Source organism: Winogradskyella immobilis (genome assembly GCF_021887715.1).
Classification (GTDB): domain Bacteria; phylum Bacteroidota; class Bacteroidia; order Flavobacteriales; family Flavobacteriaceae; genus Winogradskyella; species Winogradskyella immobilis.
In genome coordinates this window covers 37,721-51,524 of the sequence record NZ_JAIQXX010000002.1, presented here as the reverse complement: position 1 = coordinate 51,524, position 13,804 = coordinate 37,721, and the positions used below count along the sequence as shown (strand labels likewise).

At 32.5% G+C, this 13,804-nt stretch carries 11 protein-coding genes; 8 read left to right on the top strand and 3 right to left on the bottom strand.

Annotated elements, in window-relative coordinates:
• Positions 1 to 7: 7 nt before the first annotated feature.
• The 6 genes from K8Z87_RS01755 to K8Z87_RS01730 all read left to right on the top strand — a co-directional run bounded on the left by K8Z87_RS01755 (position 8) and on the right by K8Z87_RS01730 (position 7,986).
• Positions 8 to 2,020, top strand: a complete 2,013-nt coding sequence (locus K8Z87_RS01755; RefSeq protein WP_227475754.1) for a fumarate reductase/succinate dehydrogenase flavoprotein subunit — start codon at positions 8 to 10, stop codon at positions 2,018 to 2,020.
• A 4-nt stretch (positions 2,021 to 2,024) separates the two neighbouring features.
• Entirely contained in the window at positions 2,025 to 2,573 is a 549-nt protein-coding gene (locus tag K8Z87_RS01750; RefSeq protein WP_227475753.1) for a DUF2846 domain-containing protein, read from the top strand.
• 18 nt (positions 2,574 to 2,591) lie between these two features.
• Positions 2,592 to 3,338: a succinate dehydrogenase/fumarate reductase iron-sulfur subunit gene (locus K8Z87_RS01745; protein WP_227475973.1), complete on the top strand. Its 747-nt coding sequence runs from the start codon at positions 2,592 to 2,594 to the stop codon at positions 3,336 to 3,338.
• Positions 3,339 to 3,467: 129 nt separating this feature from the next.
• Positions 3,468 to 4,367: a M28 family peptidase gene (locus tag K8Z87_RS01740; RefSeq protein ID WP_227475752.1), complete on the top strand. Its 900-nt coding sequence runs from the start codon at positions 3,468 to 3,470 to the stop codon at positions 4,365 to 4,367.
• 67 nt (positions 4,368 to 4,434) lie between these two features.
• A complete protein-coding gene (locus tag K8Z87_RS01735) occupies positions 4,435 to 6,129 on the top strand; it encodes a M1 family aminopeptidase (RefSeq protein ID WP_227475751.1) in 1,695 nt (564 codons plus the stop codon).
• Positions 6,130 to 6,213: 84 nt separating this feature from the next.
• Complete coding sequence (locus K8Z87_RS01730) at positions 6,214 to 7,986, top strand: MutS-related protein (RefSeq protein WP_227475750.1); 1,773 nt, start codon at positions 6,214 to 6,216, stop codon at positions 7,984 to 7,986.
• A 123-nt stretch (positions 7,987 to 8,109) separates the two neighbouring features.
• Here K8Z87_RS01730 and rpmA read toward each other — a convergent pair whose 3' ends face one another.
• Both rpmA and rplU read right to left on the bottom strand, forming a co-directional pair.
• On the bottom strand, positions 8,110 to 8,370 hold the full coding sequence (gene rpmA / locus K8Z87_RS01725; protein ID WP_227475749.1) for a 50S ribosomal protein L27: 261 nt from the start codon (positions 8,368 to 8,370) through the stop codon (positions 8,110 to 8,112).
• A gap of 42 nt (positions 8,371 to 8,412) precedes the next feature.
• Positions 8,413 to 9,093 (bottom strand): 50S ribosomal protein L21, encoded by a 681-nt coding sequence (gene rplU / locus K8Z87_RS01720; RefSeq protein WP_227475748.1) that lies wholly within the window; start codon positions 9,091 to 9,093, stop codon positions 8,413 to 8,415.
• Between the two features lie 291 nt (positions 9,094 to 9,384).
• Here rplU and K8Z87_RS01715 point away from each other — a divergent pair, with 291 nt between their 5' ends.
• Together K8Z87_RS01715 and K8Z87_RS01710 are read left to right on the top strand one after the other, a co-directional pair.
• The gene (locus K8Z87_RS01715; protein WP_227475747.1) at positions 9,385 to 10,701 is read left to right on the top strand and encodes a M16 family metallopeptidase; all 1,317 of its coding nucleotides are present in this window, start codon (positions 9,385 to 9,387) and stop codon (positions 10,699 to 10,701) included.
• A gap of 1 nt (position 10,702) precedes the next feature.
• A complete protein-coding gene (locus tag K8Z87_RS01710) occupies positions 10,703 to 12,796 on the top strand; it encodes an insulinase family protein (RefSeq protein WP_227475746.1) in 2,094 nt (697 codons plus the stop codon).
• 49 nt (positions 12,797 to 12,845) lie between these two features.
• Here the strand turns inward: K8Z87_RS01710 and K8Z87_RS01705 are convergent, their stop codons facing one another.
• Positions 12,846 to 13,724 carry a DMT family transporter gene (locus K8Z87_RS01705; protein ID WP_227475745.1) on the bottom strand — a complete coding sequence of 293 codons (879 nt, stop codon included), beginning with the start codon at positions 13,722 to 13,724 and terminating at the stop codon, positions 12,846 to 12,848.
• Between the last annotated feature and the right edge of the window lie 80 nt (positions 13,725 to 13,804).

Genomic DNA, 13,804 nt, shown 5'->3' with positions numbered 1-13,804 from the left:
CAGCTTTATGGCTTTAGATTCTAAAACACCAAAAGGTCCAATTGCAGACAGATGGACCAATTATAAAGATCACATAGACTTAGTTAATCCAGCTAACAAACGTAACATCGACATTATTGTGGTTGGTACAGGCTTAGCAGGTGGATCTGCTGCTGCAACTTTAGCAGAATTAGGTTATAACGTAAAAGCATTCTGTTTTCAAGATTCTCCAAGACGTGCGCATTCTATTGCAGCTCAAGGAGGAATTAATGCAGCAAAAAATTACCAAGGTGATGGTGATTCAACCTATAGATTATTTTACGATACTGTAAAAGGAGGTGATTACCGTTCGCGCGAATCAAATGTATATCGTTTAGCAGAAGTATCTGTGAACATTATAGATCAATGTGTAGCACAAGGAGTTCCTTTTGCTCGTGAATATGGTGGATTGTTAGATAACCGTTCATTTGGAGGCGTTTTGGTTTCAAGAACATTTTATGCAGCAGGACAAACAGGACAACAATTATTACTAGGAGCGTATTCTGCAATGAATCGTCAGATTGGTCGTGGAAAAATTAAAATGTACAACCGTCACGAAATGTTAGACGTTGTAAAAGTTGATGGTAAAGCTCGTGGTATTATTACACGTAACTTAATTACAGGAGAAATCGAAAGACATTCAGCACATGCTGTGGTTTTAGGTACTGGTGGTTATGGTAACGTATTCTTTTTATCAACCAATGCCATGGGATCTAATGTAACAGCAGCTTGGAAAGCGCATAAACGTGGTGCTTATTTTGCAAATCCTTGTTATACACAAATTCATCCAACATGTATTCCTGTTTCTGGAGACCATCAATCTAAGCTAACATTGATGTCTGAGTCTTTAAGAAACGATGGACGTATTTGGGTGCCAAAGCATATGAAAGATGTCGAAGCTATAAAAGCAGGAACATTAAAACCAAAAGATTTAAAAGAAGAAGATCGCGATTATTATTTAGAACGTCGTTATCCAGCTTTCGGAAACCTAGTGCCTCGTGATGTTGCATCTCGTGCGGCTAAAGAACGTTGTGATGCTGGTTATGGTGTTAACGCAACTGGTGAAGCCGTATTTTTAGATTTTGCTTCAGCAATAATAAGATACGGAAAAGAACAAGCGCTTATTCATCATTTAGATGTTAATGATGCATCAGTAGTAAAAGAATTAGGTCAAGAAGTTATAAGAAATAAATACGGAAACTTATTCCAAATGTATGAGAAGATTGTAGATCAAGATCCATACAATACACCAATGATGATTTATCCAGCTGTGCATTACACAATGGGTGGCGTTTGGGTAGATTACAACTTAATGACAACGGTTCCTGGGTTATACTGTGTTGGTGAAGCCAATTTCTCTGATCATGGCGCAAACAGACTTGGTGCTTCTGCATTAATGCAAGGTTTAGCTGATGGTTATTTTGTATTACCATACACAATAGGTGATTATTTGTCTGATGATATTAGAACGGGACCAATTTCTACAGATACAAAAGAATTTGAAGACGCTGAAAACGAAGTCAAAGAAAAACTAAATTTCTTTGTGACCAATAAAGGAGAACATTCTGTAGATTATTTCCATAAGCGCTTAGGAAAAATTATGTGGAATAAAGTAGGAATGTCTCGTAATGAAAAAGGGTTGAAGGAAGCAATTTCAGAGATCAAAGCTTTACGCGATCAATTCTGGAAAGAGGTCAAAGTACCGGGTAATCAAAATGAGTATAATGAAGAGTTGGCAAAAGCTGGTCGTGTAGCAGATTTCTTAGAGTTAGGAGAATTATTTGCAAAAGATGCTTTAGAAAGAACTGAATCTTGTGGTGGACACTTTAGAGAAGAATCTGTAGAATTAGATGGTCCTCAAAAAGGAGAAGCATTACGTGACGATGAAAATTTTGCTTATGTATCTGCTTGGGAATATAAAGGAGAACCTAGCGATGCGGTTTTACATAAAGAACAATTAGAGTTCCATGATATTGAATTAAAACAAAGAAGTTATAAATAGTACTATGAAGTTTTTTACAATAGCTTTTTTGCTATTAGTTTCATTGAACTGCACTTTTGCACAGAATCTTGAAAAACCATCAGAAGGAAAAGCATTAGTTTATATAATGAGAAGTGTAGATTTAGCAGGAGGTGGACTTAACTTTAGAGTTTATGATAAAGATATATTTTTAGGAGCACTTCCGTCTAGAGCATATTTCACGTATGAATGTGATCCAGGTGAGCATTTATTTTGGGCAGCTTCAGAAAATAGAGATTTTGTAGAAGCAACATTAGAGGCTAACAAAACTTATGTAATTGATTTAAAAGCTAAGATAGGCGTGTTTATTGCAGCGGTAGGAATAGAACCTTATTCTCCAAGTAATAAAAAGCATGTAAAGCGGATAAATAGAGTTTTGAAGAAACATATTAATGCTAAAATCGCAAAGTCTAGTAGAACTGAAGAAAAAAAGGAGAATATAGAGAAAGCTATGGAAGCTTATAATAGGATTAAGAATAATAAAAATTCTAAAATAAAAAAGCTTACCACTAATATGAATTTTGAAAATAATTAGAGAATGGCATCAGAAAACATGAATTTAACGTTAAAAATATGGCGTCAAAAAGGCGCTAACGATAAAGGAAAAATGGTAGATTATCAAATTGCTGACGTATCGCCAGATATGTCTTTCCTTGAAATGCTTGATGTTTTAAATGAACAACTTATTAATTCAGGTGATGAACCTGTAGCTTTCGATCACGATTGTCGAGAAGGTATATGTGGAATGTGCTCTCTTTATATTAATGGAGAAGCACATGGGCCAGATCGAGGAGTAACAACATGCCAATTACATATGCGTATGTTTAAAGATGGTGATACAATTACAATTGAACCATTTAGAGCTACTGCATTTCCTGTAGTTAAAGATTTAATAGTTGATAGAAGCGCTTTTGATCGCATACAACATGCAGGAGGATTTATTTCTGTAAACACTTCTGGTAACACCATTGATGCAAATGCGATTCCTGTAGAAAAGCATGATGCAGATAAAGCTTTTGAGGCTGCGACGTGTATTGGTTGTGGAGCTTGCGTAGCTACCTGTAAAAATTCAAGTGCTATGTTATTTGTTGGTGCTAAAGTATCGCAATTTGCATTATTACCGCAAGGACAAGTTGAGGCTACAGACCGTGTGTTAAACATGGTAAGCCAGATGGATGAAGAAGGATTTGGTAACTGTACCAATACAGGAGCTTGCGAAGTAGAATGTCCTAAAGGCATTTCTTTAGAGAATATTGCACGTATGAATCGTGAGTACTTAGCAGCTAGTTTAAAAGGTTAAAATAAGTCGTTATTCCTATAAAGGACGCGGCTTAAAATGTTATAATTTTATTATCCTAAGATAAATTTTATCTTAGGATTTTTTTGTTTATTTACGACATTAAACCCTATAACTTTATAACCCTAAATAATGAAGAATATCCTTTTTAAAGCAATAGCACTATTCGTTTTTTTTAACTTTAGTTGTGCACAAACGAAGAACACAGATTTTAATTCTGATAAATTGCTAGAACGTTTAGAACGTTTAAGTTCTGATGAGTTTAAAGGACGACAAACAGGAGAAAAAGGAAATGAAAAAGCAAGAGCATATATTGTAGAACAATTTAAAGCTTTAAATGCTCCATCATTTGGAGGTAAATACGAGCATAAATTTACATTTGAAGCAAGAGGAAAATCATATAATGCTGTTAATGTTTTAGCAAAGATTGAAGGCACAGAACATCCTAAGTCATATATTGTTATTAGTGCGCATCATGATCATTTAGGAGTAAAAGGAGATGAGATTTATAATGGGGCTGATGATGATGCTTCTGGTGTATCTGCCCTATTTAGTTTTGCTGAGTATTTAATGAAAAATCCGCCAAAGCATTCAGTAATACTAGCAGCTTTTGATGCTGAAGAGTTGGGTTTGCAAGGCTCTAAATATTTTGTGGATAAAATGAAAAACAGCAAAATAGTTGCTAACATAAACATGGATATGATTAGCCGAAGTAAAAAAAATGAAATCTATGTTGTTGGTGGTAAATACAATGAAAAACTTAAAAATATAATTGATAATTTAAAAAACCCAACGAATACTAAATTGTTACAAGGTCATGACGGCACAGATGGAAAGCAAAATTGGACATCTGCTTCAGATCACGGTTCTTTCCATAGAGCAAAAATTCCATTTTTGTATTTTGGTGATGAGGATCATCCAGGTTATCATAATCCTTCAGATGAGTTTAAAAATATTACTCCTCAGTTTTATAGAAATACAGTAGCAATTATTCTTTCTGTTTTTAAAGATTTAGATGCTTCGGGTCTGTAAATAACGTTTTGTAACATTTATATATTTGATTCGTCTTTTAGTTGTAAACTAAAAACCAATCAAAAAAATGAAACGGCTAATCATCGTCACTTCTCTTTTATTATTATGTTTTTCATGTTCTAAGACATCTAAAAATACAATTAATTATACTGTATCTCCAGTTAAAGAAAATGGAGAATCATTTTTAAAAGTAAAAACGAGTTTTAATGTTAATTCTATCGGGAAAACGACTTTGCTTTTTCAAGATAAAGCATGGGGACAAGACAGTTTACATAATGTAATTAAAGAGATTAAGCTCCTTTCAGAAGAAGGCGAAATAACGTCTAATAAAGATAGTGGATGGTTTTATATTCAACATCCAAAACACATAAAACGCCTAGAAGTTGAATATATAGTTAAACAAGATTCTGAAGGAGATCTAACAACTTGGGATACATATAGACCAGTAATACAACCCAAATATTTTCATGTGTTTTCACATAACTTTTTTATGCTTCCAAAACATATTATCGATGATTCAGAAGATAATTTTAATGTTTCTATTAACTGGGAAGGATTTGAGGAAGATTATAAAATAGCAAATAGTTTTGGTAGTAATGAACGTATTCAAAATATAGAGAATACATCAGAAGAAAAGTTTCATACAGCTGTATTTGTAGGAGGAGATTTCAGAATACATGAAATGGATATAAAGGGAAATAAAGTTGCTTTTATTATTAGAGGAGAATGGGAAGCTTTCAAAGATTCAACCATGCTAAAGGTTTTAAATAAAACGGTTAATGCACAACACAATTTTTGGAAAGATCATACTCAAGATTATTTTGCAGTAACAATGATGCCAACCGTACTTGAGCGTGGAAGTAGTTTTCAAGGTTCTGGACTAACCAATTCCTTTGCAACAAATGCATCTAATAATAAATATTTAGATGTTGAACAATTGGTGTATTTATTCAACCATGAGTTACAGCATAATTGGACAGGATCACTAATTAAAAATGATGATGAAGAAAAACAATATTGGTTTAGTGAAGGATTTACCGAATATTATACCATTAAAAACATAGCAAAAGCCAATGTATATAATTTAGATGAAAGTTATTTTATAAAAGAATTTAATGGTTTTGTAAAAGAATTATATACAAACCCAATTAGAGAATTACCTAACAGTGAGATGAATTACGATAACTTTTGGAGTGGTAAAGAAGGCATGCAAAAATTACCGTATAGAAGAGGTGCTTTATTGGCATTCTACACCGATAATAAGATAAAACAAGACACGAAGGGAGAAAAAAGTTTAGATGATGTATTATTAGAATTTAAAGAAGATGCACTTAAAAGCGAGCAAAAAATTACACATCCATATTTTATAGAAACCGTAAATAAATATTTAAAAGAGGATTTTAAACCTTTTTTTGATCAGCATATTGAAGAAGGAAGACTTTACAATTTAGAAAATATTTTTAAAGATTTTGAATTTGAATATAGCCCAACATCAACAGTATTTGACTTAGGGTTTACTTTTTCAGAAGGAAATAAATCTGTAGCGACAATTAATGAAACTTTAGAAGCTTATAAGGCAGGACTTAGAGTTGGTGATCAGTTTAAAAGAATTAGTGTTTTTAGTGGCTCTATTACAAATAAAGCCGAGTTTACTATAATAAGAAATGGTAAAGAAGTAGACATATCTTACCTTCCGGTTCGAGAAGCTCATATTCCTCAATTGAAAGATAATGTTTACAATAAAGCACTTTTAGACTTTTAAATGCATCTTATTATTTTATTAAAAAGGTAATGCAATGAGTATAGGATTTATAGTTTTCTTATATTTCGAGTCTAATAAAAATCAATGCAAAATCCAGAATCTTTTTTTAAAGAACAGTTAAAGGATAATCAAGATAAATCAAAAACGCTATTTAAAAGAATGAGCTTGTTAAGTCTGCTCAGATTAGCAGTATTTACAGGTTCTGGTTTTGGTGTTTACTTTACTTTTGGACAATGGAAAACAGTTGCAATTATTGTAATTGTAGGCATTTCTATATTCTTATTTTTATTATCAAAGTATACCGATATTAAAACGCAACGTGCGCTTCATAAACGCTTAGTATTAATTAATGAAGAAGAACTTAAAATTGCTTCTGGTAACTTTTACGATAGAGCTACAGGTTCAGAATTTGAAGACCCAAAACATTTTTACAGTTTAGATATCGATTTGTTTGGAAAAGGTTCTTTTTATCAATTTATAAACAGAACAACTATTACAGAAGGTACTCAAAAACTGGTTGAATGTCTTTTAGCTAACAATACTACAGATATCGAAGAACGACAAGCTGCAATTAAAGAATTGGCAACAAAACCTAAATGGGCGCAACATTATTCTGCTGTCGCCAAAGGAGTAGATGTAGAACATTCAGCTAAGCATATTATAGATTGGCTTAAAAACTATAAGCCGTTTCTAAATAAACAATTGTTAGGGTTTACTGTAGTTTTTACTATAGCATCTTTAGCTCTAATTGTTTTAGGTGCTATGGAAGTTCTATCGATTGCATATGCAGGTTATTGGTTATTATTAGGATTATTTATTACAGCACGATTTTTAAAACAAATTAATTATCTAGCTTCAAATACATCTAAAGCAAAAGACACATTCCGGCAATATGCTTTGTTATTAGCAGAGATTGAGAATGAAGAATTTACTTCAGATTTACTAATTGCTCAACAACAACAGATTCAATCTAAAGGATTAAAAGCTTCACAGATATTTTCAAAATTTTCTAAGGCGTTAGATGCTTTAGATAACCGTAACAATTTAATTTCTGCAATCTTTGGCAATGGTTATTTGCTTTGGGACATACGTCAAACCTATTATATAGAGCAATGGATTAAGACATATACAAATACTGTAGAAGATTGGTTTGAAGTAGTGACGTTTTTTGATGCTTATAACAGTTTGGGAAATTATGCCTTTAATCACCAATCATTTTCGTATCCAGAAATTACAGATAAAGGATCAACAATTCTTGCAAAAGATCTAGGCCATCCGTTATTAAATGCTGAGAAACGAATAAATAGCGACTTGCAATTAGATAAAGAACAATTTTTTATTGTTACTGGAGCAAATATGGCAGGAAAAAGTACATTTTTAAGAACTGTTGCGCTTCATATTGTAATGGCGAATATTGGTTTGCCTATCTGCGCTTTAGAGAGTAAATACAGGCCTATTAAACTCATCACAAGTATGCGAACTACAGATTCGTTAACTGATGATAGTTCATATTTCTTTTCAGAATTAACGCGCCTTAAATTTGTAGTAGATACTATTGAAGAAAGGTCTAATTATTTTGTGATTTTAGATGAAATTTTAAAAGGCACTAATAGTACAGATAAAGCCATTGGTTCCCGAAAGTTTGTTGAAAAGCTTGTAAAGTTAAATGCAACAGGAATTATAGCTACACACGATTTAAGTCTTACCGAAATAGAAACCGAATTAAAAGCAGTAAAGAACTATTATTTTGATGCAGAGATTATAAATGATGAACTTTATTTTGATTATAAGTTAAAACTTGGAGTCTGCCAGAATATGAATGCTAGTTTTTTATTAAAGAAAATGGAGATTGTTTAAAAAAAATAAAATAATGCCATTCAAAGCACAGTGAAGAATCTTTCTTTATAATATTTTAATAAACCAAAAAAACCTCTTTCTGTTTCAGAAAGAGGTTTAAATTTTTTAATAAGAAAAGATATCTTAAGCCTCAAATGGCTCAATAGATACATAAGATCTATTATCTTTTTTCTTAGTAAATTTTACAATACCATCAACTTTGGCATGTAAAGTATGATCTTTTCCTTGGTATACATTTTCACCTGGGTGATGTGTGTTACCACGTTGTCTTATGATAATGTTTCCAGCAATAGCAGCTTGTCCACCAAAAATCTTAACGCCTAGACGTTTCGATTCTGATTCTCTACCATTCTTCGAACTACCAACTCCTTTTTTATGAGCCATGATCTTAAGGTTTTATATTGTTATACTTAAGTAGTTAAGCAATTAAGCTTTACCACCATCTAATTCGTCTTGCCATTTTTTAAGCTCGTCCCATTTGCCATCAGCAGCTAATTTAGCTTGTGCTGGCCAAGTATCAGTAACATGGTTACCACGAACGCCTGCAATGATTTCAGAAATTGCTTCCGGTTTAGCTTTAGCTAAATCAGCAAAGGTAGCTATACCAGCTTCTACTAAAGTAGATGCAATTTTTGGTCCAATACCTTCAATTTTCTTTAAGTCATCTGCCTTATCTGTTGCCTTTTTAGCGGCTGGCTTAGCTTTTGGTGCTGCCTTTTTAGCTTCTGTTTTTGGAGCAGTAGCTTTAGGTTCAGCTTTTTTAGTTTCTTTCTTCGGTGCAGCTTTTTTAGCTCCAGAAGCAGTAATACTTTCAATAACGATTTCAGTTAAGGCTTGTCTGTGACCATTTTTAACACGGTAACCTTTACGTCTTTTCTTTTTGAAAACAATAACTTTATCACCTTTAAGGTGTTTTAAGACTTTAGCACTTACTTGTGCTCCGTCTATAGCTGGGGCGCCTAAAGTAACATTGCTACCGTCACCAATTAAAAGAACGTTATCGAAATCTACTTTCTTACCTTCTTCTGTAGCTAAACGGTTAACAAAAACTTTTTGGTCTTTTTCAACTTTAAATTGATGCCCTGCTATCTCTACAATTGCGTACATAGCGTAACGTTTTTATTAATTTGTTTGTTTAAATAAATACTTTCTTCTCAGAAAGCGGATGCAAATATACTCCTAAATTCTTAATCTACAAACGTTTTGAAAAGTATAACAATGATATAAATAAGTTATTTTTAATTTAAAGGCATACACTATTTAGCTTTTTAGCACATAATAGATGTATAGAAGAAAAATCATTCCGTATTTTTGTTTCCTTATATTGTAACAAACAGTATTATAGTAAGACATACATAAAAACTATTTAGTATTAAGAGAACAATTAAAAATTAGCACATGAAAAGAAACTTATTAAGTTTAGCGCTTCTGTTATTTGTGGGATATACAGCTACAGCACAGAAGGTAGAATTTGAAGAATTTGATTTAGATAACGGATTACATGTAATCCTTCATCAAGATAATACAGCACCAGTTGTTGCAACGACAGTAATGTATAATGTAGGAGGTAAAGATCGTGAAAAGAATCGTACTGGTTTTGCTCACTTTTTTGAGCACCTTTTATTTGAAGGCTCAGAGAACATTGAGCGTGGTGAATTTATGAAAATTATACCTGCAAATGGAGGAACATTTAATGCCTCTACATCTCAAGATCGTACAGATTATTATGAGGTATTTCCATCTAACAAGTTAGAATTATCATTATGGTTAGAATCTGAGCGTATGTTGCATCCTGTGATAGATCAGGTTGGTGTGGATACACAAAACGAAGTTGTAAAAGAAGAAAAACGCTTGCGTTACGATTCGCCTTATGGGAAACTATTAGAAACTATAGGGAGTAATTTATTTGAAGTACATCCCTACAAAGATCCTAATATTGGTTATGCAGAAGACCTTGATGCAGCTACTTTAGATCAATTTAATGCGTATTTTAAAAAATATTATGGCCCTAATAATGCGGTATTAGTTGTTGCTGGAGATCTTGACTTAGAAAAAACTAAAGCTATGGTTAAAGATTATTTCGGAGCTGTAAAATCGAGACCAGAAGTCATTAGAAATTTCCCTAAAGAAACACCTATCACACAAACAAAAAAAGTAAAAGCATACGATGCCAATATTCAAATACCTGCAATTATTGCAGCATATCGTTTGCCAGGTCAGGCTAGTAGAGATGCCTATGTTTTAAATATGATTTCTTCATATTTAAGTGGTGGAAAAAGTTCGGTATTAACGAAGAAAATAGTTGATGAACAAAAACAAGCACTACAACTAGCAGCTTTTAATCTTCCACAAGTAGACTATAATATATTTGCCTTATTTGCATTACCACAAGGAGGTACTAGTTTAGCTACACTTTTACAAGAAATGGATGAAGAGATAGCAAAAATGCAAACCGAATTAATTTCTGAACGCGATTATCAAAAACTTCAAAATCAATTTGAAAATCAATTTGTAAGTTCTAATTCTAGTGTAGCTGGCATTGCAAGCACATTAGCAACGTATTATTTGCTATATGAAGATGTAAATCTAATCAATACGCAATTAGATTTATACCGTTCTATAACCAGAGAAGAAATTAGAGATGTGGCTGCAAAATATTTAAGCCCTAATCAACGTGTAGAAATTGAATATTTACCTAAAAAAGACGATAAATAATATGAAAACGACATATATTCAAAATAAACTATGGGCTTTTATTCTTGTAGCATTAATGACTTTTGGAGTTAGTGCTCAGATAGATAGATCTAAAATGCCTAAGCCAGGCCCAGAACCAAAAATTTCTCTAGAAAAACCAGAAGAATTCAAATTAAAAAATGGAATTACGGTCTTGGTTGTAGAGAATAATAAATTACCAAGAGTATCTTACCAATTAAGTATAGATAATAAACCAGCTATTGAAGGAGACAAAGCAGGAGTATTAAGTTTGTTATCTTCAATGTTGGGTAACGGAACTACAACGATTTCAAAAGATAAGTTTAATGAGGAAGTTGATTTTTTAGGAGCGAACATTAACTTCGGATCTAGTGGAGGTTTTGCAAGTTCATTATCAAAATATTCGGATAGAATTATTGAATTAATGGCAGATGCTACTAAAAACCCATTATTAACAGAAGAAGAGTTTCAAAAAGAGAAAGACAAGCTTATTGAGAATTTAAAACAAAATGAAAAAAGCGTTGATGCTGCGGCAGGTAGAGTAAGTTCTGCATTATCTTATGGTAAAGATCACGTTTATGGTGAGTTTTTAACTGCAGAAACAATTAATAACGTTACGTTTCAAGATGTAAAAGATTTTTATAACAAACGTTTTAGCCCTAATAACGCATATATCGTTGTTGTAGGTGATATTGATGTTAAGGCAGTAAAAAAACAGATTAATAAACATTTTGGAGATTGGGAAAAAGTGGATTTACCAGAAGTGCCTTCACCAGAATTGACTGCTAATGTTACTTCAACTCAGATTGATTTCGTTGACATGCCAAATGCTACACAATCTAGTATTTCTGTAACTAATAATGTTGATCTTAAACAAAATGATGATGATTATTTTGCAGCTATAATAGCTAATTCTATTTTAGGTGGTGGTACAGACAGTTATTTGTTCAAGAACATTAGAGAAGATAAAGGTTATACTTACGGAGCTGGCTCTAGCTTGGGCTCAAATCGTTATGGGGTTTCACGTTTTACAGCAAGCGCAAAAGTACGTAACATGGTTACAGATAGTGCTGTTGTTGAATTTTTAAAAGAAATTAAACGCATACGTACAGAATTAGTTCAACCTGAAACATTAGAAAATGCCAAAGCGCAATATGTTGGTAATTTTGTACTCCGTTTAGAACGTCCACAAACTATAGCTAACTATGCGTTAAATATTAAGCGAAATAATTTGCCAGAAGACTTTTACACCAACTATTTAAATAGCGTCAATGAAGTATCTGAAGAAGATATAAAACGTGTTGCTAATAAATATTTTAAATTAGATAACGCACGTGTTATTGTTGTTGGTAAGGGGAGCGATGTCTTAGAAAACCTTGAAAAAGTAGGCTTACCAATTAAGTATTACGATAAATACGCAAATGCTACAGAGAAACCTAAATTTTCAAAACCATTGCCAGAAGGTTTAACAGCATCAGATGTGGTTAAAAATTATGTAAAGGCTATTGGTGGAGAAACAGCATTAAGAGCTGTAAACTCTACATTAACCAATGCAGAAGTTACTATACAAGGAGCTCCATTCAAACCAAAAGCAATAATTAAGCAAATGGCTCCAAATAAGTTCTCTATGGAAATGGTAGCAGACGGTTTTGGTACAATAATGAAACAGAAATTTGATGGATCTTCGGGTTACCAAGAAGCACAAGGTCAAAAAATACCAATGACAGATTCTGATGTATCTTCTAGAAAAGCAGAAAAAGGACTATACCCAGAACTCTATATGGAAGCATCTAATATTGCTTTAGAAAGTTTAACAGCTATAGATGGAACAGATGTGTATAAGATTAAAGTGACTAAAGGAGATAAAGATTCTTTTAGTTACTATGATGCTAAAACAGGGTTTTTAGTAAGAACTGAAGTAACTAATGAAGCACAAGGACAATCTATAACTACAATTACAGATTTTTCTAATTATAAAGAAGTTGGTGGTATTATGATTCCTCATACAATGAAGATTACTACAGGACCACAAGTATTTACTTTAGATACTACTGAAGTTAAAATTAACGAAGGAGTAACAGCTGAAGATTTTAATTAAGATTAAAAATACATAATGAAAGAAAACCGGAGCTTAGGCTTCGGTTTTTTTATGCATTCTTTTTATTAGCCAAATAGACACCAAATAAAATAATGAAAGAAGCTAAACCCTGTAACCAACTAAAATCTTCCCCGTCAATAACTCCCCACATTAAAGCTATAATAGGCATTAGATAGGCAACAGAAGATGCAAAAGCAGGAGTAGAGAGCTGTATTAATGTATTAAATAAAAATTTAGCTAATGCAGTGCCAAAAATAGAGAGTATAGACACATATATTAGTGCATTACCAAGTTCGGGGTTTTCAAATGTACTCGCTTTAAAGAATCCCGAAAAATACAATACAACTATAGCTGGGATAAGAATAAACACATAATTCCCAGCAGCAATACTCAATGGTTTTACATCTTGTAAATGACGTTTTATAATGTTTACGTTAGCAGCATACATTAATGTTGATGTAATTATAAAACCTGCATATAAGTAGTTTTGATTAGGATTTAGTTCTGCACCTTCTAATATTAGAAGTGTTGTACCTATAAACCCTATAATAACTCCTGTAATTTGACGTCTAGTCGTTGCTATTTTAAAAATGGCTATGCCCATTAAAACAGTGTTTAATGGAGTTAATGAGTTTAAAATAGAAGTTATGGCACTGTCTATTTCAGTCTCGGCAATAGCAAATAAGAACGCAGGAAAAAAAGAGCCTAAAAACCCAGATAAAGCAATCCATTTCCACTTAGATCTATCAATTTGTTTTAACCCTTTATAGCCAACAATCAAAAGAACAATACCAGTGATAATATTCCTAAGTGATCCTAACTGAAAAGCAGTTAAACCTAATAATGATTTTTTAATAAGAATGAATGAGCTTCCCCAGATTAGGGCTAATAAAAACAAGTAAATCCACTTAGAATTAGGGCTTTTCATAATGTGTTGTTAATCGAGGTTCACAAAATTCGTTAATTATTTTTCAAGATTCATAGTAATTGTTAGATTTGTTCATAATT